Source organism: Mycobacterium sp. shizuoka-1, from assembly GCF_002723835.1.
GTDB lineage: Bacteria > Actinomycetota > Actinomycetes > Mycobacteriales > Mycobacteriaceae > Mycobacterium.
In genome coordinates, this window is the sequence record NZ_BEWG01000082.1 from 21,732 (window position 1) to 46,480 (window position 24,749).

22 protein-coding genes are annotated in these 24,749 nt (G+C 61.8%); 4 read left to right on the forward strand and 18 right to left on the reverse strand.

The genetic code is table 11. The features are described from left to right. Positions 1 to 25 precede the first annotated feature (25 nt). The 8 genes from MSZK_RS22370 to MSZK_RS22405 all read right to left on the reverse strand — a co-directional run bounded on the left by MSZK_RS22370 (position 26) and on the right by MSZK_RS22405 (position 7,795). A complete protein-coding gene (locus MSZK_RS22370) occupies positions 26 to 988 on the reverse strand; it encodes an MlaD family protein (RefSeq protein WP_099250742.1) in 963 nt (320 codons plus the stop codon). Continuing rightward, positions 985 to 1,977 (reverse strand): MlaD family protein, encoded by a 993-nt coding sequence (locus MSZK_RS22375; protein WP_199203437.1) that lies wholly within the window; start codon positions 1,975 to 1,977, stop codon positions 985 to 987. Before MSZK_RS22375 ends, MSZK_RS22370 begins: the two co-directional genes overlap by 4 nt. After that, positions 1,974 to 3,080, reverse strand: a complete 1,107-nt coding sequence (locus MSZK_RS22380; protein WP_099250830.1) for an MlaD family protein — start codon at positions 3,078 to 3,080, stop codon at positions 1,974 to 1,976. Before MSZK_RS22380 ends, MSZK_RS22375 begins: the two co-directional genes overlap by 4 nt. Continuing rightward, complete coding sequence (locus MSZK_RS22385; RefSeq protein ID WP_199203438.1) at positions 3,080 to 4,048, reverse strand: MlaD family protein; 969 nt, start codon at positions 4,046 to 4,048, stop codon at positions 3,080 to 3,082. Before MSZK_RS22385 ends, MSZK_RS22380 begins: the two co-directional genes overlap by 1 nt. Next, on the reverse strand, positions 4,036 to 5,037 hold the full coding sequence (locus tag MSZK_RS22390; RefSeq protein WP_233211452.1) for an MlaD family protein: 1,002 nt from the start codon (positions 5,035 to 5,037) through the stop codon (positions 4,036 to 4,038). Before MSZK_RS22390 ends, MSZK_RS22385 begins: the two co-directional genes overlap by 13 nt. Further along, positions 5,034 to 6,080, reverse strand: a complete 1,047-nt coding sequence (locus MSZK_RS22395; RefSeq protein ID WP_099250744.1) for an MlaD family protein — start codon at positions 6,078 to 6,080, stop codon at positions 5,034 to 5,036. The genes MSZK_RS22390 and MSZK_RS22395 overlap by 4 nt, the downstream gene beginning before the upstream one ends. A gap of 18 nt (positions 6,081 to 6,098) precedes the next feature. Continuing rightward, on the reverse strand, positions 6,099 to 6,896 hold the full coding sequence (locus MSZK_RS22400) for an ABC transporter permease (RefSeq protein WP_233211460.1): 798 nt from the start codon (positions 6,894 to 6,896) through the stop codon (positions 6,099 to 6,101). Positions 6,897 to 6,967: 71 nt separating this feature from the next. Beyond that, positions 6,968 to 7,795, reverse strand: coding sequence for an ABC transporter permease (locus MSZK_RS22405; protein ID WP_233211461.1), 828 nt, complete (start codon positions 7,793 to 7,795; stop codon positions 6,968 to 6,970). Positions 7,796 to 8,498: 703 nt separating this feature from the next. Here MSZK_RS22405 and MSZK_RS22410 point away from each other — a divergent pair. Next, positions 8,499 to 9,545 carry an Lrp/AsnC family transcriptional regulator gene (locus tag MSZK_RS22410; RefSeq protein WP_158230629.1) on the forward strand — a complete coding sequence of 349 codons (1,047 nt, stop codon included), beginning with the start codon at positions 8,499 to 8,501 and terminating at the stop codon, positions 9,543 to 9,545. 55 nt (positions 9,546 to 9,600) lie between these two features. Here MSZK_RS22410 and MSZK_RS22415 read toward each other — a convergent pair whose 3' ends face one another. The 4 genes from MSZK_RS22415 to MSZK_RS22430 form a co-directional block, all read right to left on the reverse strand. Next, the gene (locus MSZK_RS22415; RefSeq protein WP_099250746.1) at positions 9,601 to 10,149 is read right to left on the reverse strand and encodes a TetR/AcrR family transcriptional regulator; all 549 of its coding nucleotides are present in this window, start codon (positions 10,147 to 10,149) and stop codon (positions 9,601 to 9,603) included. A 23-nt stretch (positions 10,150 to 10,172) separates the two neighbouring features. After that, positions 10,173 to 11,168 (reverse strand): spirocyclase AveC family protein, encoded by a 996-nt coding sequence (locus MSZK_RS22420; RefSeq protein WP_158230630.1) that lies wholly within the window; start codon positions 11,166 to 11,168, stop codon positions 10,173 to 10,175. Between the two features lie 169 nt (positions 11,169 to 11,337). Beyond that, positions 11,338 to 13,071 carry a nitric oxide reductase activation protein NorD gene (locus MSZK_RS22425; RefSeq protein ID WP_099250748.1) on the reverse strand — a complete coding sequence of 578 codons (1,734 nt, stop codon included), beginning with the start codon at positions 13,069 to 13,071 and terminating at the stop codon, positions 11,338 to 11,340. Further along, positions 13,068 to 13,889, reverse strand: coding sequence for an AAA family ATPase (locus MSZK_RS22430; RefSeq protein WP_099250749.1), 822 nt, complete (start codon positions 13,887 to 13,889; stop codon positions 13,068 to 13,070). Before MSZK_RS22430 ends, MSZK_RS22425 begins: the two co-directional genes overlap by 4 nt. A 707-nt stretch (positions 13,890 to 14,596) precedes the next feature. Here MSZK_RS22430 and MSZK_RS22440 point away from each other — a divergent pair. Continuing rightward, positions 14,597 to 16,144, forward strand: coding sequence for a GMC family oxidoreductase (locus MSZK_RS22440; RefSeq protein ID WP_099250751.1), 1,548 nt, complete (start codon positions 14,597 to 14,599; stop codon positions 16,142 to 16,144). 253 nt (positions 16,145 to 16,397) lie between these two features. Here MSZK_RS22440 and MSZK_RS22445 read toward each other — a convergent pair whose 3' ends face one another. After that, on the reverse strand, positions 16,398 to 17,954 hold the full coding sequence (locus MSZK_RS22445) for an amidohydrolase family protein (RefSeq protein ID WP_158230631.1): 1,557 nt from the start codon (positions 17,952 to 17,954) through the stop codon (positions 16,398 to 16,400). Between MSZK_RS22445 and MSZK_RS32470 the strand changes: the two genes are divergently transcribed. Beyond that, the gene (locus tag MSZK_RS32470) at positions 17,940 to 18,158 is read left to right on the forward strand and encodes a hypothetical protein (protein WP_158230632.1); all 219 of its coding nucleotides are present in this window, start codon (positions 17,940 to 17,942) and stop codon (positions 18,156 to 18,158) included. The two genes, MSZK_RS22445 and MSZK_RS32470, sit on opposite strands and share 15 nt — an antisense overlap. A 20-nt stretch (positions 18,159 to 18,178) precedes the next feature. Here the strand turns inward: MSZK_RS32470 and MSZK_RS22450 are convergent, their stop codons facing one another. After that, positions 18,179 to 18,358: a ferredoxin gene (locus MSZK_RS22450; protein ID WP_099250753.1), complete on the reverse strand. Its 180-nt coding sequence runs from the start codon at positions 18,356 to 18,358 to the stop codon at positions 18,179 to 18,181. A 5-nt stretch (positions 18,359 to 18,363) separates the two neighbouring features. Beyond that, the gene (locus tag MSZK_RS22455) at positions 18,364 to 19,731 is read right to left on the reverse strand and encodes a cytochrome P450 (protein ID WP_158230633.1); all 1,368 of its coding nucleotides are present in this window, start codon (positions 19,729 to 19,731) and stop codon (positions 18,364 to 18,366) included. Between the two features lie 357 nt (positions 19,732 to 20,088). On the opposite strand from MSZK_RS22455, the gene MSZK_RS22460 reads away from it, so the two are divergent. Next, positions 20,089 to 21,096, forward strand: a complete 1,008-nt coding sequence (locus MSZK_RS22460) for an Lrp/AsnC family transcriptional regulator (RefSeq protein ID WP_099250755.1) — start codon at positions 20,089 to 20,091, stop codon at positions 21,094 to 21,096. A 27-nt stretch (positions 21,097 to 21,123) separates the two neighbouring features. Here the strand turns inward: MSZK_RS22460 and MSZK_RS22465 are convergent, their stop codons facing one another. The 3 genes from MSZK_RS22465 to MSZK_RS22475 all read right to left on the reverse strand — a co-directional run bounded on the left by MSZK_RS22465 (position 21,124) and on the right by MSZK_RS22475 (position 24,554). Then, on the reverse strand, positions 21,124 to 22,563 hold the full coding sequence (locus tag MSZK_RS22465) for an aldehyde dehydrogenase (protein ID WP_099250756.1): 1,440 nt from the start codon (positions 22,561 to 22,563) through the stop codon (positions 21,124 to 21,126). 35 nt (positions 22,564 to 22,598) lie between these two features. Next, positions 22,599 to 23,690: an NAD(P)-dependent alcohol dehydrogenase gene (locus MSZK_RS22470; RefSeq protein WP_099250757.1), complete on the reverse strand. Its 1,092-nt coding sequence runs from the start codon at positions 23,688 to 23,690 to the stop codon at positions 22,599 to 22,601. A gap of 105 nt (positions 23,691 to 23,795) precedes the next feature. Further along, positions 23,796 to 24,554: an SDR family NAD(P)-dependent oxidoreductase gene (locus MSZK_RS22475; protein ID WP_233211453.1), complete on the reverse strand. Its 759-nt coding sequence runs from the start codon at positions 24,552 to 24,554 to the stop codon at positions 23,796 to 23,798. Between the last annotated feature and the right edge of the window lie 195 nt (positions 24,555 to 24,749).

Here is a 24,749-nt window from a genome sequence, read left to right on the forward strand (position 1 = left end):
TTTCGGTCACGGGTGAGCCTCGCTCTCAAGATCCCGCCGGATCCGGAACGGTGACATGCAGTGTGATGGCACCGTCCTCAGGAACCGCTGCGAGCATGTTCGACAGGATCTGGCCGGTGTCGAAGTTCATCAAGGATCCGGCGATGCCGTTCATCTTGGGCAGAAGAGCTTCGGAGATCACCTTGAGATCGGGCGCACGGTCGTCGAGGAACTTCTGCAGCCGGGCGAGGAACGCCTGGAACAGCCGTAGCCCCGGCGGACCGTTCACCAGTACCACCTGCATAGCTGCGCCGTAGGTCGAGTGGATCAGTGGCCCTAGCTTGGTGACGGGGTCGACCAAGCTGGTCAGCGTCGGGCCAAGCCAGTCCGCGTTCTGCAGCAGTGTCTGCATATTCGCCAAGACCGTTTGCCCACGGCCATTCATGCCTGCGGTGGTGTTTCGCAGCAGCAAGCTCGTGCGGGCGAGGTTCGGCAGCACCGAACCCGGATCCGGCAGCGCCGCGTCGGCTTCGTTGACGATGCGTTTGAGTTGATCGGGGTCGAGTTGATTCATCACCCGGACGACGCTGGCGGCCAGTTCCGAGATCGAAGCCGGTTGGTGAACTCGTTCGGCGGCGATCCGTTGACCGTTCTTCAACATCGGCCCGTCAGACGTGCGTGGCTGCAAGCCAAGATAGGTCTCGCCGAGGGCCGACAAGTTGTCCAGGCGTACATCGGTATCGACCGGGATGGGCTGGCTGCGGTCGATATAGAAGTCGACCGTGGCATCGGAGACGGTGGATTGGATTCCGGTCACCTTGCCCACTGGCACACCGCGCAACAACACATTGGATCCCACGACCAGTCCGTTGACGTCGGCGACCGTCATCGACAGGTTGGTCCGATCCGACGGCGGCCCCAGTCGTAGTCCGAAGGACGCGATATAGGTGATCGACAGAGCGATGATCGCCGCGAAGACGGTAAACGACACCATGTCACGTAGCCTCATGGCGTTGCTCCCAGAATTCGCAGCACGTCTTGGATATTGCCGGAGAGTTCTCGCCCGTCTGGCCCCTGAATCGAGGTGATGTTGATCGCCGGGTTCTTGTCGACCGGCAGGAAGAAGTCCGTGAAAAGCTTTCTCCAGTGCGGCACTTCGTCTTCGACGGCCCACTTGCTGTGTTGAATCGCCCCCATTGTGACGCCGAGCGAATCCAGCAGCGGTACCAGCCAGAAGCCGCCGCTGTAGATACTTCCGATGGAAGGGAGCAACAACCCGACGTATGACGCAGTTGTTGTGCCCCGGTCAAATCCAAGCATTCCGGCCGGGGAGAACCAGTGCTGGAAGTCCGGCACATGGACGGACATGACATCCCCGGTTCGTGAGACACCGTCGAGCCACTGATCAACGAGATCCATGTTGTTGGCCAGATCGGAGAGGTCGACAGCGACCCGCGTGGTCAGCTTTCGAACGTCAGGTTCGGGCGGGGTGACCCTGTTGATGCCGATGATCGCTTGCTGCACTCGCTGAATCGACCCGCTGGCCACGAAGTTCGCCATGTTGGCAATGGTGTCTTCGAGTTGTGGCGGCGACGTCGTGTTCGACAGGGGGATCCGACCACCAGCTGACAGCGCAGTAGTCGCGGAATCTTGTTGGGAGCGTTCAAGCGCAACGTAGATGTCACCGAGGACGGTAGCCTGCTGCAGCGTCGCATGCGCATTCGACGGTACCGTCACGCTCGGCTCGATGCGCGCTGTCACGTCGACGTGATCGCGGGCGCTCGCCACCTTGGTCACCACCCCGACCGCCGTTCCGTCAATGACGACCTTGGCCCGGTCCGGCAGGTTGAGGACGTTGGCGAACTCCATGACGATGTCGTAGCCGTCGCTGTAGGACTTGCCCGGCTGGGGCAGATTGTTCACCGACAGCGACGAACAGGATGTGAGCAGGACGACTGTGCTCAACAACGCCAGCATCGACGGAATTACGCGGTTCATCGTTTGTTGGCCATCGTCAGAACGTATTGCAGCAGCGCGACGTCGACCGCGTAGGGCTGGCCGGCGACGTCCATGCAGCTGCCCGGGACCTGAGCGTTCATGTATCCACATTGCAGCAGCCCGTCGTGTGTGGGAATCCGGTACATCGGGGGCCGATACCGGATGCTGAGGCCCCGATTGTTGACATGATTGGCGAATGTGTTGATCCACCATGGCACCGGATTGAACAGATCGGCCATCGCGTTGGCGTGCGGAGTCGTCTTTCTGAGCGCGTCTGATAAGGAATCCAGGGTCAGCTGGATCTCATCACCGGCATGCTGCTCGAGGTCACCGACGGCTGTGATCAATGCGGGGAACGGGCGGACAAGGCGTGTGCCCCCGTCCAGAGATCGATTGAGGTCGGGGGTCGTGGTCACCGCGTCGAGGAGGATCTGCTTCATCGGCCCTCTGACATCGGCCAGGAACGTGGTGAGGTCAGCGAGATTGGTGGCGATCGACCCCATCTCGCTGATCGCCCGGTCGGGGCTGTCGAGCAGTGCCGACGTGGATGTCAAAAGCTTGTTAGCAGGCTCCCCATTGCCGCGCATGAGCTGATCGAGTCCCGCAACAGTTCCGCCGACATTGGTCGAATCCTTGGGATTGATCGCATTCACGAACTCGGTTGTCGAGCCGATCACCTGGGACAGCGACTTCGGTGTGAGCGAGCGGTCCAATGGAACACACTCCCCCGGCTTGAGCCGGGGACCCTTTTCATAATTGCCGACCATCTCCAGCGCACGATCGGCGAGAACCGATGGTGAACGAATGACCGCGCGCACATCGCTGGGCAGCGGGCGGTCATCGGTCAAAGTGAAATCGACCCTGACGCTCTTCGCGCTCGGTGTAACCGATTTCACCTTCCCAATGGGAAAGCCCATCTGCGTCACGGGATTTCCGACGTACAGCCCAATGCTGTCGGGCATCACGGCGCAATAGTCGGCGCTGGTGCTGCTTATTGGGGAAGCCGATGGGGTGGCGCATGACACCGCCGCGGCGGCAACCGCGGCGAGGGTGGCGCCAGACAGGGCAGCGCGGCGCAATGAGACTCCGAGGTGGTGGCGCATCAGCACGCACTCCCCGGCATCGGGATGCACACATCAGTTGCGAGCAGCTCCGGCCGCGCATTCTGCGCGTCGAGAACGCGATCAAGCTTGTCGCGTACCCGACGAAGTCCACGAACGATGATGCCGCTCCGATCCGCCCAGCTCCGGAAAATCGCCTGCCAGTTGTGGATCTTCTCCAGGAACCGCTCCCGATGTGCGTTGTAGAACGGCGCGATCGGCGCAATGGCATCTCCGATGTCGCCCATTCCCATCAACGCCGCCCCGAAGCCCTTGCCATACAACGTCAACGTCTGCTCGAGTATCGAGACCTTGGAGATCACCTCCTTGAGCTCGGATGTCGAGTTGCTCAGCTCCTGGATGTACTCGTCGGAGAGATTCAGGATCGCCGAGATCTGACCGCGCTGCTTGTCGATCGTCTCGGTCAACGAATTGCCGGCGTCGATCACCGCACTCAGCGAATCGACGTTGGTACCGGTCAATCCCTTCGAGATCTCATCCAGGGATTCGTTGATCGGCTTCGTCTTGATCTGATCCGTAATCGACACCGCATCGGTAAGTGTGCGCACCAGGCTGTAGGGCATCGTGACGCGTTCGCGTGGAATGACCTTGTCCCCCAGTGGCTTGTCGCCCAGAGATACTACGTTGACGTAATAACCACCCACGACCGTGAGCATTCGGACATCGACCTGGGACTGGTCGCCGACGAAGGCATCCTCTTTGACCGTAGTGTCGACCTTGACCTGATTCGGTTCGATCGCGAGGCTTTTCACCTTTCCTACGGTGATACCGGCGATCCGTACCGTGTCACCAGCCCGGACCGATGCTGCGTCATCGGTATAGAAGCTGACGGTCTTCTGCCCGGGGGGGCTGACGTATACCAAGGCAATGGCCATCGCGGTTACCGCAAGGAATATCAGCGCCGCGGCTCCCCACACCGTGGGGTTGCGCAAGAACTTCACTGATTGCATAACACCACCCGTTGTCCGTTGAGAAGCACATCCATGGTCGCCGGAAGTTGGGCTCGACCCCGCGAGCAGGTGAGCGGAACACCCTCCTGCTGTGGAGGTTCGATGTTGTCCCACATCACAGGAACCAACTTGAAGGCCTCGACTGCGTTGTCGAGATTCGTGAACGCCTTGTCGAAGGCGGTGTCCAAGTTGATTCCAGGCTTGATGCCGGCGTTGTGCAACAGCCGCACGACGACACTGGTGAATCCGAGCCCATAGAGATCGGACTTGCGGAATTCGTCGAGGATGAGCAGTGCTTGATCCATCGGACGGTTCGCCCACTTGAGAATTTGCACCATGTCCTTGCTGTGACCACCGAGCTTGTCCGCCACCGCAGTCAGGTTCTGCATCAGAGTGGCCACAACCTCCTGACGATCGGAGACAAAGGCCGTCAGTTTCCTGATGCTGTCGAGCATCGGCCCGACTCCGGTGCCATCACCGGATAGGTACGCCGCCGCGTTGGCCGTGAAGGTATTGATCTCCTCTGGGCTCAATGTCGCGAAGACAGGCTGCAGGCCGTTGAACAACGTGGTGATGTCCAGCGACGGCTGCGTCATCGTGGTGGGTATGTGCGTCACCGTGGCAGTGTTGGGACCCGCATCCGACGGGTTCACGACGTCCACATAGCGCAGGCCGGTGAGGGCTTGGTACTTGACCGCAAGACGAGTCGCAGAACTCACCGCGTAGCGCTTGTCCAAGGTGAATCCGACTGCTGCGAGACTCTGGCCGCTTCTACGCTCGAGCGCGATCGAGTTCACCTTGCCAACCCGCACCCCGCGTACCCGGACGTCGGCGTCCAGATGAAGGCCGGACACGTCGGTGAAATCAGCTGTATACGAGCGGGTTTCACTGGACACTGGCTGGAGCATGACATTCGCCAAGATGATGAAGACAACCACTGCGAGCGCCGCACTCAGGACAAACCGCCACAACGCGGCTCTCGGCTTCACGGCGCGACTCCCATCTCACCAAGCGGTGCGGCCATACCGGGAAGCGCATCCAGCACGATATGTACCTGCAGGGCACGTTGTTCCGGTGAACCTCCGTAGAGGCTTTCGAACCGACGCCGAAGCTCGACCAGCGTTGCGGCGATGTCGTCTGGCCGCACCAATCCCGGAACTGTGTCGGACAAGATCTTTGTGATGCCGACTACTGGAAGCAGATCACTGACGTGGGAGGATTCCAGCCTGCCAGCGGCACCAAACAGACCCTTCGCGGTCAGCTCGACCGTCGGTAGGTACCGATTCTGCCAGAATTCCTCGGTCACTGTCGCACCGCCGTCGTCGAGCACGACCAGGCCCGAATTATCAAACTCGGTGCCCGTCTTTATGAGCGCATCAGTGAAGGCGGGGAAAGCGACACTCAGCCCGGTCGCATTTGCGAGCAGCCTTGCGGTGCTGACGGTCTGGACATTGTCCACAGCTCTGGTGACCGTCAACATGGTCTCCAGCAGTGGCTCCATGCCGTTGACGTAGCGGGTCGACCGGTCGATGACGCCCACCAGCTGTGGTGTGACCACTCCCTGAGTGATCTGCCCGAGCCTTGACAACAGAGTCTGTAGGGCAAAGTTGCCGCGTGGAACTGTGGTAATTCGCATTCCGTCGCGAAGTGGTTGCCCCCCTTCCCCTTTGATTAGGTTGATACCGGTGATACCGAAGTAATTGGCCGGCCGATAGTCAATCCCAAAGGTCTCGGTGAGACCTGCCGCTGACGGCCCCTGAAGATCTACCTTGAGCCGGACACCACCGTCAGCCATGCTCGAAACATTCTTGACCTCACCGACCTTGACGCCGTGCATGATGACCGGTGTCCCGCTCACCACTCCTTGCCCGGAGTACGGCGTATCGATGGTCAACGACAGCTGATTCGCCGGCCGCCCAGCGAACGGATTCAGCACCCACAGCGTTATCGCCAGCGCGACAGCGAGAAACAGTCCTAGTCCGATGAAAGCCAGACGACGCGCTTCTTCTTCGGCCGAAGCTCGGAACAGCATTCTTGTGCCCTGCCCTTCCTAGCCTTTGAAAACGAACTCGGGACGCAGGCCCCACAGGGTGACCGTGAGCATGAAGTCAAGGACCATGATCACCACGAGGCTCGCCCGAACGGCACGACCTGACGCCTGGCCTACACCGACGGGGCCTCCGGAGGCGAAATATCCGTAGTAGCAATGGATCAGCGTGACAGCCGCACAGAACACGACGGCCTTGATGACTGCATACGCGATATCGGTCGGGGACAGAAACTGCACGAAGTAGTGCTGGTAGGTACCGCCCGGCTGACTGTACAGAACGCGCAACATGAAGTCCGAGACGAAGAAGCTGACCACGAGCGTCAGCAAGAAGCCCGGCACAACACACAACATGCCACCAACCAGGCGGGTTCCGACCACGAATGGGATGGCTCTGAGTCCCATCGCCTCGGTCGCGTCGATCTCATCGGCGATCCGCATCGAGCCGATCTCGGCGGTCATACGGCAACCGGCCTGGGTGGCGAATGCGATGCCTGCGACCAGAGGAGCCATCTCGCGCACATTCGCCAAACCACCGACGATCCCGGACAATGCGCCGAAGCCGAGCAGGTTCAGGGTGGCGAACGCCTCGATGGCCACCGATGCGCCGACCGCCAGGCCGAGGATGACCAAAACACTGATCACGCCACCGTCGACGATGAGCGAGCCTCTTCCCCAGGCAAGGCTATTCATCTCTTGTAGCGTCTGCCGCCGATACTGGCGCACCGTCAGCGGAAGCAGCCACAGTGTCTGCCCGATGAATACCACCCACTGCCCGGCGGTTTCGGAGGTCCGCCGAATCGCCCCGACCGGCCTGCCGGGAAGGCTGAAAAGCCTAGCAGGAACGGCACTTCCTCCATTCGGCACCGCCACTAGGACACCTCCATGGGGAAGAACATCGCTTGCAACTGAGTCATCACCAGGTTCACCAGCACAATTCCGACGACGTTGAGCACCACCGATGAATTGACGGCGTCAGCGACACCACGTGGACCACCCTTGGCCTCCATTCCGCGCTGCGAAGAGATGACGGCGACGATGGCGCCGAAGATGACCGCCTTGCCCATGGCGAACCAGACGTCGACCATCTTCGCGAACGACCCAAATGACATCCAGAAGCTCCCTGACGTCACATCGCTGACTGTCACCGCAAGCATGAAGGCGGCCCCCACTGCCGACGCGATGATCAGTGTGCACAGAATCGGCGCAATCATGATCAGGGCGAGGAAGCGCGGGACCACAAGTCGCCGCACCGGATCGATTCCCAGCACGCGCAGCGCGTCGAGCTCTTCTCGGATCTGCCGGGCGCCGAGATCGGACGCGATTGCCGATGCCGCTGCACCGCCCATGAGCAAGCCGGCCGTGATCGCCGCACCCTGCCGAATGACTCCGACTCCGCTCGCGGCACCCACGAGCGAGCTGGCACCGACCTGGTTGACCAACCCGGACACCTGCACCGACACCATCGCGCCGATCGGGATGGCCATCAACAAAGCAGGAGTGGCTGTCACTTTCAGCAAACCCCACGCCTGGACAATCATCTCTCCGACAGGTATCCGCAGTTTCACCGTATCGACTACCGCGTAGCGAAGCACCGCCAGCGCCAAGTGCACACTGCGGCCGGTCGTCGCCATGCTGCGCATCGGGATGGCAACCAAGCGGGCCGCCACTCTCTCGGCCGCGCCTCTGGCTGTCGTCAATAGGGTGACCGAGCTTTCGGTCCGAGCGTTAACGGTCACCGTTGCCGTCAATGTGCCGCATGCCTTACCTCACGAGTCTCACATGTGCAGTACAAGTGAGATGTCTACCACATCACTCGCGTGAGTTACAGATGATTCGCATCGGAAGGTGCCAGTACTTGGCTTGTGAGTGTCAAGAACGCGTAGTTTCAGTGCGCAACAGCTGCGATAAATTCTCCAGCCACTTGCACCTTTGACAGCCGCACCGCCACGGTGCGGGATACCACGGCCTGTTGCCCATTGCCGCGACCGACGATGCGCGAGGCCGCCAGCCGAGACCCTGGGCGCTAGCCGGCAGGCCCGCCAACCCGACGGCATACGGCGACACAATCGGCTGAGCTTTTCGTCGCACGCAGCCATCGTCCGGCCCTCTGCGCGGGCCGCCATCTACATCTGGTTTGGTTCTGAACGACAGCCGCACAGGACGTTGCAGGCCACTGCGTGTGACCGCTGTGGCGACCCGCGTCAAGCTGTCCTGAGCAAACCGATCAGGATGACTGTTGGGAACCTGATGCTTCACCAGCCATCTCGTCCGTTACGGCCCACTATGCTGGGAGCAAACTTACGCGAGAGCCTTGGCTTTACGATACTCTGCGTAGTCTGTGGCGCATCTGCTGGCGCATTCAGCAGTCCATGCACGGAAGGGTTGCCACAATGCCATAAAGTGACGGCGCTGCTAACCCGTGCCGAGCGACAGGATGGTGATGTGGCGCGCGAGCCCGAGGCGATCGCACAAGAGAGCGATCCGAGCACAGCTCCCCACCATGAGCGCGCAACGGAGATCAGTGACCTCGATCGCGCTCTGATCAATCGGCTCCGCATCGACGGACGCGAGAGCAATCGCTCCTTGGCACAGCGACTCGGTGTCAACGAGGTGACGGTCGCTGCTCGGCTCCGCCGAATGGAAGATGCCGGCATCATGCGAGTCGTGGCCGTGACCGACATCAGATTGTTCGGCCATCGCGAATTCAACTTCGCCCTCCTTCGAGTACGGGGGCGCTCAGTCCAGGATGTCGCGACCAAGTTAGCTGCGCTGCCCGAAACCATCGGTGTCACAGTTACTTCAGGACGCTTCGATATCGTTCTACCCGTGGTGTGCCGAGATCGCGCACACACTGCGGAGATGTTCGGAACAGTCTTGACCGCTATTGACGGCGTCGAAGGAGTTCACGGCACTCTTGCTCTCGACGTCCTGAAGTACGACTCGAACTGGGCGAGTTTCCATAACCCCGGAACCACACCTCAAGCACAGCCCAGCGACACCGTCGACGGCGTCGATCTGGAGATCATCCAGCTGCTGCAGAAAAACGCGCGCCGGAGTAATCGAAGCATCGCCGCTGAGCTCGGATTCTCGGAAGGGACCATTCGCGGACGAATCAAGCGCATGCTGAACGAACGCGTGTTCCGCATTCAGGCTGTGACGAACCTGCTCGCATTCGGCCGATATGCCTATGCCTTCGTGCTGATCACCGCGGAGCCCGGCACGGTTGAGTCCATCGCAGCGATACTCGCGGCACGGGACGACATCTCCCAAATCACCCACGTTCTCGACGATTTCGCTCTTATTCTTGTAATGACTGCACGAGATCACAGTTCGATCATGGCCGCTGTCAATGAGGAGATCACGTTCATACCCGGAGTGCTACGGACCGAGACCTTGCACATGAGCCAGAGCCTCAAGCACACCTATGAATGGACGTGGATCGTCTGAGAGCGCCGCGACGCCATGCGGTGGGCCCAAACCACGCCGCACCGGCCGCAGCTCTTCAGTCGCTTGCCGAAGCCCCCCGCAGGAACATAGCGGCCAGCACCTCATGGGGTAGTTGATCTGGGAGAACCGCGCCCGGGGCGAGCAACGCCTGGGCCAGAGCGACGAAGGTCGCTGCCAACCATTGGGGACTCATGTCATCGCGCAGTACATCGTGTTCCTGCCAACTTTGCATGAGCGCGGAAAGCCCGATCGGGTCCGGGCCCGCAGCCGCGACCTCCGGCAATCCGATGAGGAAGGAATAACGATCTTCGTATTGAGTGGTTTCAGCGGCCAGAAGGTACACCGCCTTCTCGCCGACGGGGTGCCGTGCCGTGCGATCCACCACGTCGCGCCCCTCGGCCAGCGCTTGTTCCACCACCGCCTCGATAAGGTGTTCGCGAGACGGGAAGTGCCGGTAGACAGTTGCGCGATGCACACCTGCCAGTTGCGCAACGCGCTCCAAGGACACCAGCGGCTCAGTCCCCAAGACACTCACCGCTGCGGCCAGGATTCGTTCACGAGCGATGCGCGCATCGGCACGACGTGGGCGTGACGATGCGCGCATCAACTCATTATGTCGCAGTCAGATCATCGGCCGCCCCAAGGGACCGGGAAGTAGGACGGCAGGTCGGTTACCGGTGTTCCGTTCATCATGATCAAGTTGAAGGGAACGAAGTAGATCAGGATGTAGACCGCGCTCACGAAGCCGAAGATGGCCAGGAAGCGCAGTGTGGTCTTCTGCAGACTGCCGATCTGGTAGCGATCGATGCCCCTCTCGACGAACGACAATCCCTGCCCGTTGTCTTGATTGGCCGACTCCCGAAGCCACACCATCACCATCCAGGTCATGCCGTAGATGATGCAGTTGAACCAGGGCCAGCCGTACTGACCGTGACCGATGACGAAGAACGAATTCTGAGTTGGGTAAGTCCAGTGTTCGAGGCGAATGAAAATGATCTCGCTGATCGCGCTTTGGACGACAACTGCGAGATAGACCAACCCGTAGCGTTGCCACTGCGCCCAAGCCGGCCGGGCCACCACGAGTCGGTGGTAGATGAAGCTACCGAGCCGAACGGCGGCATACCACGACCACGTATAGCAGCCAAAGATGAATCCCAGCGGCACGGCCCAGAGTTCTGGGTGCGGCCCCTGCCAACCGGGGATGAAGCCGCCCCACGAACCAACGTTGAGGAAATGTGCGTTGTACTGAAACGCGAAGACGAAGTAGTTGTCCAGCGGATCCCAGATGTTCATCGCGAAGGAAACAAGGATGAACAGTCCATCAAACCCGAGGCCGCGGCGTTCGACGAGGGGTTTGACGACGAACCATCCCACCAGGACCAGAAACGCTGCGAACTGGCCCCACTCGAGCACACGCAGGATGACGAGTTTTACGCCACCGAACTCGTCCGGGCCCGGATTTACCGAGTGTGGGCCCTGCAAGCCCCACCGGGCGATAGCGACCAAGGCCACCAGGGCAAAGACTGCGCCAAGCGCGATGAATGCGCCGGTCCAGCGACCGGCGACAGGACGTTGATTGCCGCCGGTCGCTGTACCGACGGCGCGTTGTTCAGAGCTCACCATATGTGCGACATTAGTGTCGCACATACGCTAAATCAATAGCCAATTTTTCAGTGCAGCAATGGAATACGTATCTGGGACCAACGCCGCAACACGCCAAAGTCGCGCTCCCGCCTCATATCCGTTCTGCTCTGTCAGATAGTCGGGTGGCGCACCCCATCAGGCGTCGTAGTCAGCTCGCAAGACGTCGACGAAGGTCGGCTCCTTTCAGCGCATCAATGAACAGACGCCGTGCCATTGCGGGTAGTTCAGAACTGTCGGGAAGTATGGCCGTCGTCGACCCCCCAAAAACACGCGCCAATTCAGCGTTCGGATTATCAGAGCCCACCGACAGGCATACGCAACCGATCCCGGACGCGCGCGCCTCGGCCAGAGCATGGGCGGTATCGGCACGCGCGTAATCGTCGGTGTAGCCGATGTCGTACGGCAATCCGTCGGTGATCACCACAAGCAGGCCCCGTGAAGCACCAGACCGAGTTCTCAGCACATGCGTGCCGTGGCGGACGGCGGCGCCAGTACGGGTGTAACCACCCGGTTCCACCTCCACAATCCGACGCAAGAACTGTGTGTCCCGCACGGAGTCGAAGTCCTTGAGAGAGCTCAGCTTCACCGACCTGCGCCCCATTCCCTGAAACGCCATCGCCGATGTGCGGCAACCCAGTCGCGTCGTCGCGGCGATGACAGCCCAAGCGACCTGCGCCTGCAGTGAGAACACCGTGCCACCGGCAGAACTCGGGTCCTTCGTGGAAGCCGACGCGTCCAGAAGCACGAGAATGGCCAGATCTCGATTGCGGGGCAGTGCACGAGAATAGACGGCATCCTGGTCGGACCCGGAGTCGACGATGGCCTCGATCGCCGCGTCAATGTCCAGCTCAGGACCGTCCGAAAGTCGGCCGACTGGAATAGACCTCATCCCGACTGTCGACAAAGCCCGTAGCAGGCGTGGGAGCAACGTTGCTGCTTTGATCCCACCGGCTACCTCGCCACCGCCGATCACCGGACGATCGGTTGCCGAAGTAGCCACGACGTGGCACCAATCGGCTTTGAACGTCTCCGAAATGTGGTCCCACTCCGGGTATTGCAAGCGGGAGAGGCCGGGTGGATCGGCTGCGCGGCCCCTGGTGCCCCGCCAGCTCGTGGCTGGACGGACCGCGCCGGTCAACCGACCTCGCATCGCCGATCCGGCCGACGACTCGGCACCGGCCGGGCTGTCGGTCATGCGCGCCTGTTGCACACCTGCCATATTCTGGAACAGTCGGCGTAGGAAGCCACTGCCTATCGGCGAATCGAACAAGACGTCCGGTTGCGAGCCACCGTCATCGAATTCGGGGCATTGCCGTTCATCCTCATCCAGCATGTCGCTGAGCGCCGAAGCCGCAGGCCGACCCACAGCCGGATCGGCCACGGCGCCAGTGGACCTCAACAGTCGCACATCGATTGTGCCCCAACAGGCCGGCGCGGCAGGGAGATCTTCAACGCTCAGTGCGCGACGCATGACGTCGGCGGAATCACGCGGAGGACGCACTCCGGTTGGGAGATCATCGACTCCGCGTTGGATTATCGCGGCCTCCACGGTCGGAGCTGCGGCCGCGCAGAGGATTTGAAGCAAGAAGTACCGCTGCAGCCCCTCCCGGCGCCGCCGTAGTGGTTTGAGCTGATCAGCCGTCATCCCGCCGGCGAGCAGTGCAGCGTGGACAAGAACCTGCTTGCGCGATGTCTGCCAATCAGCCTCGGCGGCAACGAATATCGAACGTCCATCGGTCCGTGCCCGTCCGTTCGCCGCGTACGTGACGTCGATCGGACGCGCGGCTAACGCACTTGCGAGAAAGGACAATCGCTGGAGCCGACTTTCATCGGGATCGTGATTGGCAACGGTGGAAGCGCCAATCGCCTGCGGTTCGTTCACTCCGCCAAATAGCTCTCGATCAGTTCCGTCAACCCGGCCTGGATCGACGGCTCGTCGGACAGCGGACCGGCAATTGCCGCGGTAGCGGCCTCGCGCGCCGGGACGCCGACCGCAATGAGCCGGGCCGCAGACACCAGTGCCCGGGTGGAGGCGACCTCCCGAAGGTCCAGACGCCCGGCCTTGCGGATTGCGACACCAAGGGAGACAAGCTCGGTGGCTTGCTCCTTGCTGACGAGCGCCTCCTGGCACAGCACTGCGACCTCGGTGCTCGCAGCTGGGAAGTCCATTGCAATGGCCACCATGCGCTGGCGTGTGCTGTCCTTGAGATCCTTGATGATGCTCTGGTAGCCGGGGTTGTAGGACACGACGAGCTGGAATTGCGGCGGAGCCGCCAACGTCTCGCCCAATCGATCGATGTGGAGTTCGCGACGGTGGTCGGTGAGCGGATGCAAGACCACTGTCGTGTCCTGGCGCGCTTCCACCACCTCATCGAGGTAACAAATGGCACCGGTCCGAACCGCCCGGGTAAGCGGGCCGTCGAACCAGGCAGTTCGACCGTCCTGCAACAAGTATCGACCAACCAGATCGGCAGCACTGAGGTCGTCATGGCACGCAACGGTGATCAGTGGACGCCCCAGCTTGGCGGCCATGGCTTGAACGAATTTGGTCTTGCCGCAGCCTGTTGGCCCGGTCAGCATGACCGCGAGCCCGCAGGCGTGCGCCGCAGCGAACAGCTGCTCTTCTCGCCCGGAAGGGATGTAAGGCGTCACGTCTTCGGCAGCCGGCACAACGTTGGCGGCTGCCGAAGAATCGACCATTCCGGCAGTCTAACCATGAGTTGCGCAGAATCTAAGCAGACCACGGATATTCTGCAATCGACTACCGCACTTCGCGTTCCCAACTGCCGTTGGGGCGACGCATTTATCCGAGAGCCTCGTGCGACTTGAGGTCCACTTCGGCGGTGATCGGCTGAGAATCCAGTGGCGGAACCGCTGGATCGCCGCCACGGTGCGATGAACAGGTGACGGAGCGCAGCCTGGCCTTGAGTCGGAGCCTGACGGCTTCATCAGCCCTGCCGTCGATCCAGCGTTCGACGGACGCCGTGAGCGAGGGGGCCAATCCTTGTGGAGAACCTTTGTGCTCGCACAGAATCAATTCGATTGCACGTTCGGTGTCACCGGCACCTAGTGCGGTGAACACGCGGGTGCGAGCGGACGGGGCGAGAGCCGGCCGCGCGGCCTCGGCCAGATCCCAAGCAAGACGAACTACGGCGCCACGATCCACGACTCGGCCCTTCTTGCAGAGGAAACATCTCCGGCCATCCACGCCGCCCATCGAAACGACGAGCGCACACGCCCCTGTTCGAGGGGACCACCCGGCGTCCATATAACGACGAGCTTCGGGGAACGCACAGTATACGTCACAACGCGTCAGCACCTGAAGCATTAGCTGCATGTTTTGGACATATTCTACGCAGATAGGCAACCCACCATAGACTTGACTCGGTAATGCGTATAGTTAGCCCATGAGCAATGCCAACATGACTTGTGATCAACGATCCGCCCCGTCGGATACGTTCGCGGCTGACCGACCGGCGCGGTCGGTCATCGTCGTCGGTGGCGGCACGGCAGGCGCGGTGCTGGCGGCCCGGCTGAGCGAAGACCCCCTGATGTCGGTAACGCTCCTGGAGTCCGGCGCCACTGACAACTACGGTGCAGAGGTTCGTGATCCGCGGCGGGCGCACGAAGTGTGGTCGACGCTGGCGAACTCCACGGTCACCACGATGGCGCACCCTAAGGGAGTCATCCCCATGGTTCTGGGTAACGTCATGGGCGGCACCTCAGCCGTCAATTATTTGGCGACGATCCGGGGTCAGCCGCAGGACTACGACGGCTGGGAGCAGGCCGGCCTCGACGGTTGGGGCTGGCGTGATGTTCGCCAGTACTTCATCGCAGCCGAAAACGATTTGGACTTTCCTGACGCACCGATCCACGGCAACCGCGGTCCACTGTCGGTGAGCCGTTGGAGATCCGAGGAGAACAGCACCTTTCAGAGGGCATTTTCCGAGGGCCTGCGTGAAATCGGTGTTCCGAGCGTCGACGACGTCAATGACCCCGATCAGCTGCCGGGCATCGGGGCCTTCCCCGCAACACTCGACAGTTCACGGCAACGACTGACGGTCAGCACGGCCTATTTGACCGAGCAGGTCCGCGGACGAGCGAACCTGACCCTTCGGCCTAACTCGCCTGTGTCGACGATCATCATCGAAGGAGCCAAGGCGGTCGGCGTGAACCTCGAGTGTGGGGAAACACTCATGGCCGACGAGGTCATCGTTTCTGCCGGCGCGATTGGTTCGCCGACCCTGCTGATGAGATCAGGCATCGGCCCGCGAGCTGAGCTCGAGGCGCGCGGCATCGCGGTACATGCAGACCTACCAGTCGGTTTGACGATGAGTGACCACCTCGGCACTGCCCTGCGCTATCACCATGACGGGCCGACAGAGATGCTCGGCGGGCCCGCACAGACCGTTCTCGTCGGCTCCTCCAACGGCCGCGAAATCGACTACCACGTATTCCCCTCACCGTCTCCGGACCTCACTCGGCCGGGAGATTTCCTGCTGCTCGCCTATGTTTTGAAGTCCACCGGACAAGGACGTGTCGAGCTCGCCCAGGATCCCCAGGCTCCGCCCGTTGTGACAGCACCTCCGATGCCTACCGATGTCGACATCCGGCTGGGTCACGCTTTCCAGCGAATTGCCGACTGGGAGCAGTCATCTGCTTTCCGCGATTTCGGCTGCCGGCCTGCCGAACCGCATGAGCTCGCATCTCCGACAGCAGTCGAAGATGCGCTGGCGCGCGTCATCATCAGCTACGGCCATATGGTTGGCACCTGCCCGATGGGTCAAGTCCTCGATTCTGAATGTCAGGTGCGAGGTGTGTCTGGACTGCGCGTCGTCGACGCTTCCGCCATGCCGACCATACCCGCGGGCAACACATACCTGGGATGCGTGATGGTCGCTGAACGGGTGTCGGCGATGATGACTGCCGCGAACCGGGCTAGCCGCCGGAATTGAGGAAAGTACCCGAGCGCCCGCGGAGATGACAGGGACCTCCGCACATTTGACGTGCGGGGTCCCGTCTTTCGCCCGTGGCACCCGGGTGCCTCAGTAATGCTTGTCCGAAGCTGACATGCTGCTTGGATGTAAACCGAGCCTGCATACGCAGTCAGGGCGAAGGCGCCCTTCTCCTCCATGGAGAGCCAAGCGCCTTCGCCCCGACCATCTCGGCCAGTCCTTCATGCCCCCCGTGAGGGAAGGGACCGGCAGCTTAGTTGTTTTCCCCAACCCCTGCAGACACGAGCACCCGACCGGGGGTTGCCCCGGTGGACTTCATGCCGCTCTCGAACGTCACGACACCGTTGACCATGATCAGATCGATACCGAATGCCGGGATCACCCGCCGGAACTCACCTCCAGGCAGGTCCGTCACCAACTCATACTGATCGGGGTAGCCCAGTGTCTCCGGATCGTAGATCATCAGGTCTGCCGCGAAGCCCGGCAGCAGTGCGCCTCGATCAACCAGGTTGAGCAGCCGTGCGGGCATCATGCTGAACTTGTGATGGAGTTCCTCGAGAGTAAAACGCTTCTCTTCCAACGCAAGCCACAGGATCAGGTCGGTCGAAAAATTCCCGCCGCTGAAGAACCGGATGTGTGCACCGCCGTCGGAGGTGCCTGCGATGACACGCGGATGCTTGTAGAGCTTTTCGAACAGCGCCGGGTCCTGGCTCATCGAACTAAGTGTGCGGAAGTCCATTTCGCAACGGGAGTCGACAACGGCGTCGAAGAAGGCGTCCACAACGTGGATACCCGCCTCTTCGGCGATGTCGCCGAATCGCTTGCCGATGCGCGGATCACTGGCGTCGGGCATGGTGATCAGCTTCAAGTTGTCGAGCATGCCGCCACCGGATGTCATGTTGTCCACCGTGTGGACTTCCTTGATCCTCGCCCGCCACTCGGGATCGCTGGCCTTGGCGACCCGTGCGTCGATGTCGTCACCGAGCTCGGAGAACTCAGCAAACGCCGGAAGGATATCCCAGGTGTTCCAATCCAGCAGCCGCGATTCCTGCCAGGTACGGAAGGCAAGAGCCTGTGAGTAGCAGTCCAGCCCCTTGGCCTCACACGCGTCCAGCCAATTCAGAACCCGGTCGATCTCCTCGGGAATGTGGTCGAACGGCACGATGATGTTCTGCAGCACCGGGCGTCCCGAGATCTCGGCAAGCCTCTCAGCGATGTGGTTGTTGTCGATGGCCATCGGCAAGTCGACCAATGCCTGGATGACGCCGTAGTCCATCTCTCGAAGCACCTCGGCCAATGCATAGGCGGTGGACTCATCGGCGGCGTCGGTGGGCATCGGCGAGCCGTGGTCCTTGTGCGAGTTGAACTCATTGAGCTTGGAGAAGGCGAACCCAATGGCTCCAGCTTCCAGAGCTTCCCGCAAGAGACGCTTCATCTCGGCCAGCTCGACCTCGGTAGGCAGTCGATCGCGGGCGTCCTCGACCGATCCCATCACAAAGATCATCAGCGAGTTCAGCGGAATGTAGCTGGCGACGTTGATGCCCTTGCCAAGACCCTTGACGACGTCCAGCCACTCCGGGAACGACTCCCATGAGAACGGCAGTGCCTCGCGCAGCGCGGCGGTGGGAATCTGCTCAGTGGTCTCCATCATGCCCATGTAGCGTTCCTGCACCGCCTTTTCCTTCTTGCACGGAGCGAAACCGAAGCCACAGTTCGACACCACAGCGGTAGTCATCCCGTGATAGCCCGAGGGTGTGCAGTACGGATCCCAGAAGATCGCAGCATCGTAGTGGGTGTGCACATCGACCACACCCGGCGCGATGATCTTTCCGGACGCATCGACGATCCGGGTCGCCGTTGCATTGCCCAGTCCACCGATCCGGGCGATCCGGCCGTCGCGAATCGCAACGTCGGCGAACTTGCGCGGTGTGTTCGTTCCGTCAATCAAGGTGCCACCCTTGATGATTACGTCATAGTCGTTAGCAGTCATTCTCATGTACTCCTGTTCTCGTAATGTGTTGTCGTTTACTGTGCTCAGGCGTCGACGGCGGTGATGGCCATGCTCGGGCAGGAAGAGACCATGCGCTCTGCGGTGTCATCGTCGATCACCGCGTCGGTACCTTCCGCAATGCCATCGCTGGCGAATGTCACCGTCTGTGCCGCGATCGACGCGCACTCCTTGGTGCCTTGGCACAGATTGTCGTCGAAGATCACTCTTTTCATGCTGAGACTCCATGCTTGCGGCGAATGATCCGACCGGGCAGACCACCTTTGAGCCCGACGCTGAGATGAAAGTCGTGACGTGGTGTCCATCCCGGGCGGGGTTGGATGTAGAAGCGCTGGGCAATTTTCGTCAGAACAAACTGCGCCTCGAGGTAGGCCATGCCGACGCCGATGCAGTGCCGTGGGCCGCCACCGAACTGGACGAATTGGAAGCGATGCTGAGCTGCCTTGCGCTCGTCTAGCCAGCGCATCGGGTCGTACCGCTCGGGATTGTCCCAGAGGGCTGGGTGCCGGTTGATGGTGTAGGCACTGACACCAACCTGGCTTCCCGCCGGCACGTGATAGCCAGCGATCTCGTCGTCCTCGAGTGCCTGACGGGTCAGGAGGAGAGCGCCCTGCAATCGTTGCGCTTCGTCAAATGCCGCTTTCGAGTACGGCAGTAGATTCAGGTCGGCAAACGAGTCGAAGTTGCCGGTATAGCCGTCCGCCTCGGCGCGCATCGCCTCCATGGCGTCAGGATTCTGCGCCAGCATCGCGACCGTCCAGGCAAGGGCAGACGCCGTAGTGTCGAATCCACCGAACCACAAGCCGATCAATTGATCGACGAGATTCTCGTGCTCCAGTGCCCCCTCGCCGTCGCCTTCGCCAACTGCCAGTAGCGTGTTGAGCACATCGGAGCTGTCGTTGGGGTTGGCTCGCCGATGGTCGATCGCGGCCTCGATCCGGCGGCGAATTGCTGCCACGGCCACCTTCCCACCACGTTCGTGTGGCACGGGAACGAAGGACGGCGCCCAGAAGGTGAGCATCAGCCCACCCATGTAGTTGGTCTGAACCCGAAAGTCATCGACCAGTTCGGGAATGCCGTCGGAGGGCACCGAGGAGGAGAACATCGATCGCTGCAGTGCCGCCATCGTCAGGATGGAGAGCTCGCGATAGAGGTCCACTTCATCGCCCGCCGCCGCGATCGCATCCCAACGTTCCAACGTGTCATCGACGGCGCTGCTCAGAATCGCCGCGATTCCGTTGAGATTCCGGCGCGCGAATGCCGGATTGAGCAATCTGCGGTTGCGCTTCCATGGCTCGCCGTCGGCCACCGGGATGCTCTCGCCGATAGCGGGCACCAACGCTCTCGACATCACGCCTTTGTGATACCGCGAGTAGTCCAACAGCCAACTGCCAACGTGCTCAGGGTCATTGACCACCATCGTCCCGCCCGGCCCCAGCGGAAGTGAGTAGAAGTCGCCGTAGCGCTCGACACAATCGCTGAGAAGTTGAAACGGATCGCGGGAGCGCGCAAACATCGCTGCCAGCCGGCCCACCCCCGGGCCGGGCGCTCGTCGCCGTGCAGTGCTGACGGCCGCCACGGGTCCACCATGCCGTTCCGTGATCGCCAAGATAGTACCTACCTCATTGTTCGGTTGCGTGTTCTGAATCACCCCACGTATCGACCACAGTATTACGCGAACTAGCGCCATGCAAGGATTTTGAACCCAATCTTCGTAGCTCAGATGGATGATGGCCTACCGTGACGCGCATGTCAGCGCAGTTCCAAAACCGGCGCGGGCGGCAATCTTCGGCAGTACGCTTTGTGGATTGGAGTGTGCGCACATTACAGCGGTCCTACGTCCGCATACTCTAGATCCGAACGGGGAAGGGGCGATGATTCGCGTCGCATACAGGGCGAGCGATCGTGACTGCCGCGCCTGGGAAACGGTGCGTTAGTGGTCAGGCAGGACCTGGCAGGGCTGACGCCCTCTGACGGTTACACCGCATCGCCGCCGGCCGCGATCGATGACCAGGACACAGCATTGATCGAAGAGCTGATCGCGGACGGCAAGCTCACGAACCGAGAACTCGCCCGTCGAACCGGCATCAGCGAGTCTGCTGTCAGCATCCGCCTGCACAAGCTCATCGACTCTGGCGTGTTGGCCTTCTCCGCGATCATCGATTGGGAACTGGCCGGTTTCGAGTGGTTGGTGATCTGCCGCATCAAGACCCGAATCCGCACCCCGCGGGAGGTGGCCGACGACATCAGCGGCTTCCCGCAGTGCGAAGCAGTGTCGGTCGCGCTGGGTTCATTCGACGTTCTCGGGTATTTCCTGGTCGCTGATCGCGCGGAGCTGCGAGATCTGACCGAACGGGTCGCCGCGGTCGACGGGTTGGCTGATCTCGACGTCGACGTGGCCACCGACACTGCCGTGCCCACCCACGGCCGGCAGCTATTTTTCGGTCACAACACCCCTCCGATCCGAATGCCTGCTCCACGGATCGGGCTCGACGACCTCGACTTCGCGATCGTGCAAGCGTTGGCCGATGACGGACGCCAGTCCTCCCGCATGATGGCCCGGCGATTCGGAGTGTCCGAAGGAACTGTTCGAGCGCGTGTCACCAGACTTACCCAGTCCGGGCTCATCCGCGTCTTAGCCCTGGTGGACACCGTTGCGCTGGGGCGGATCCGAGTAATTGCGACAGTGTCGATTCGGGTCGATCGGCACCGCCTGTACGCGACCTTCAAGGAGCTCGCCCAGTCGCCCAGTGTGGCCTTTGCCGCCACCTGCCTGGGCAGCTGGGATCTCAACGTTGCGGTGACCGCTAGAACCGCCCAGGACCTAATGTCCATCGTCAGTGCCATCCAGTCCATGGATGGTGTTCTGGCAACCGACACCTCGTTGATTGTCGAGGTGGTCCGAATCAGCTCGTCGATGAGAAGACTCGACTCCCCGCAGTGACGTCGATGCGCCCGTCGAGTTCTGGCTCTACCTCAGGTAGATCGACTTCAGCTGGTAGTACGCGGCCAGTCCCTCGGGTCCCAACTCGCGTCCCAGACCGCTCGCCTTGGCGCCACCGAACGGCGAGCCGAGGTCCAGTTCGTAGAAGTTCACTCCGATGCTTCCCGTCTCCACACGACGAGCGACATCCAGACCCTTGTCGAGGTCCGTAGTCCAGATGCTGCCCCCGAGACCGTAATCGGAGTCGTTGGCGATGTTCACCGCCTCGTCGACGTCCCCGTAAGGGATGACGCTCAGCACGGGCCCGAAAATCTCTTCGCGCGCGATTACGCTGCTGTTGTCAACGTCTCCGAAGACAGTTGGCTGGACAAACCAGCCCGCCTCTAGAGCGGGGCGGCCGCCACCGGCGACCAGGGTAGCGCCGCTCGATTTCCCCTGCTCGATGTAGGACTCCACGCGATCACGCTGTCGCTGCGAGACAAGGGGTCCGATGAACGTCGCCGGATCGAGGGGGTCACCCACCGGCAACGCCGACGCCATCGCTGCCACCGCGCCGACGACTTCGTCGTACCTGTTGCGGGGGGCGAGAATTCGGGTGGACAGATGACACGTCTGCCCGTTGTTGAGCAACGAGACCGACGCCAGCCCGGTAGCCACGGCCGCCACGTCCGCGTCATCGAGCACAATCGCCGCCGACTTTCCGCCGAGTTCCAGGGTGACCGGACGCAACAGCCGACCGCACGCCTCACCGATCGCACGACCTGCAGCTGTCGATCCAGTGAACGCCACCTTGTCCACACCGGGATGGGAGACCAGATACGCGCCGACATCGGCGGCACCGGTAACCACATTGAGCACACCGGACGGCAAGCCGGCCCGCTCGGCAGCCGCGGCCAGCTCCAGCGCATCAAGTGTCGTCTCCGGCGCCGGCTTCAATACAACGGTGCAGCCGGCCGCGAGAGCTGGTGCAAGCTTGAACATCGTCAAGGCCTGCGGGTAGTTCCAGGGCACGATGGCGGCCACCACACCCACCGGCTCACGCCGCACGACTGTCGTGCCCCCGCCGCCGAGCCGGGGCCGCCGCTCCTCGACTGCCATCTCGTTTGCCAGGGCCGCGTAATAACGCAGGATACCCACGGGAGCGCTGCCCTCGGCTGGCCCCGCAATCATGATCGGCATGCCATTTTGGATCGACGTCAGGGCGGCACGTTCGGTTGAGTTGGCTTCCAGTTCATCGGCCAATCGCATCAGCACCTTTGACCGGTCTTCGGCGCCGAGGCCGCTCCACTGGGAGGCAGTCAGCGCCTGCCGTGCCGCAGCGACAGCCCTGTCCACGTCGGCTGACGTCGACCGCGGCACCACCCCGATCTGCCGCTCGCTTGCGGGTGAGATCACCGGGATCGGTTCTTGCCCTTGGGGTTCAACCCACTGGCCGTCAACGTAGATGGTGGTGTATTTGTACTGCATGGTGTGCTCCTTTCAAGACGCACGCTGCCAGGAATTCAGGGAACCAGAACCGCTTTCACTACCTCACCGCGAAGGCTCGCACTCTCGGCCTCGTTGATCTGGTCGAGTCGGTAGCGTGTAACAAGTCGATCGAAGGGGAAGCAACCCTGCTGCCACAGTTCGATGAGGTGAGGAATCACGACCTCGGGTACCGCATCGCCCACCAAGATCCCCTTGACGGTGCGGCCGAATGCCAGGTCGATGGGTTCCAGCATCAGCGGGCCCTGCTGCGCGCCGACCAAGCCGCAGGTGCCGGTGCGTTTCAACGACCGGATGGCGACCTGAACCACCGCGGGAATGCCAGTGGTGTCCAGCGCATAATCAGCGCCCCCACCGGTGGCCTCGGCCAGCTGTTCGGACAAGTCGTCCGCGGCGCCGGGTACGACATGTGTTGCACCCAGTTCACGTGCCCACTGCAGGCGCGCCGGGTGTACATCGACGGCGACGATGACCGCGGCCCCCACAACTCGCGCCGCCATTACGGCCGACAGACCTACGCTTCCCGCACCGAAAGCGACCACGCTCGAGCCCCGTGTCACGCCAAGCGCTCCAAAGATCGATCCCGCGCCGGTGAGCATTCCGCACCCCAGCGGACCCAACAGTTCCAGGGGAAGACTCGGGTCGACCTTGACGATATTGCGAGCAGCGACAATGGCGTGGCTGGCGAATGACGACTGCCCGAACCAACGTGAGGCAATGGTGTTGCCGTCGATATCAAGCACAGAGTCGGAGTGTTCGATTCCCACACCCGTCAGATTGCGCACCACAAAGCCATCGCAGTACGCCGGGTGGCCCGACGTGCAGGTAGCACACTGTCGGCACGAGTCGAAGGATGCCACCACATGGTCCCCGACGACGACATTGGTGACCGCCTCGCCCACCGCATCGACGACTCCGGAGGCCTCATGGCCAAGCACTATGGGAGACACCGCTGCGAAGCCGGGATGCCTTGGTAGCAGATCGGTATGGCACAAGCCCGTGCCAGAGATTCGCAACCGAACTTCGTCAGGCGCGGGATCGCACAGCTCGACATCCTCGATGAGAAACGGCCCATCCGCGGACCGCAGCACAGCCGCCTTGATCCACATCGATGCTCCTCCTCAACGTCCGTCGGCGTCCTACTGCGACGCAGAGATCTGACTACTTGGCTGCTCGCCGTGCCATCACCGGCCGAGGGCAACTTCGAAAGATGCTCAGTCCCAGCGGTTTCCCAAGCCGCCACTCACCTTTATCCGAACACCGCTGACGTAACTGGCAGCGTCGGAGACCAGAAACCGCACTACGTCGGCAACCTCGTCGGGATGGCATACGTGGCCGAACGGCGCTCGGGCGTCGAGGCCGGCCGCCTCCTTGACCTTGCCTCTTGTAATCGCCTGCGTGAGACGATCACCCATCTCGGTACTCACCAGGCCCGGCGCGACGATGTTGACATGGGTGCCATACGGTAGGAGCTCTTTGGACAGCGTCATGGCCAGCGCCTCCAGGGCAGCCTTGGCCATGTTGTAGGGCGAGCCGTTGGCCGCCAACTCGTCAGCAGCGATCGATGAGACCATGACGATGTCGCCTCGGGGCGAGTCGACCAGATAGGGTATGCACGCCTTGGCGAGGTGGAATCCGCCGTAAGCGTGCACTCCCATCACGCGCTGGACTTCGGCGAATTCGGTGTCGAGAACGCTGCGGCCGGAACTGGCGATGCCGCCGCTGTGCACCACGATGCTCGGCGGCCCTAGCTTCTCGACGACGTTCTGCACGATTTCATTGCAGGCTGCCTCGTCGTCGACGCTTGCCTGCACCGCAACCGCACGGGCGCCGAGCGCCTCGATCTCGGAAACCGTTGCCGCCGCGGCGTCCACGTCTCGACGGAAGTTGACGGCGATATCGCAGCCGTCTTTCGCCAAGCCAAGTGCAATGGCCCGACCGATGCCACGGCTGCCACCGCTCACCAGCGCCACCCTACGATCCACAGTCACGAGCCTTGGATCCACGGAACCCTTCACTCTCCTTGGTCAGCGCATACCGTCTCGACACGCGGCCCAACCGCGAACGGGCCCGACCCGACAACCGCACCAAGAACTCAGGCGCTCGCCCCCCGGGCCTCGCTCCGATTAAATCACATGTTGCGGAGTGATGATCGATAGTTCATCACC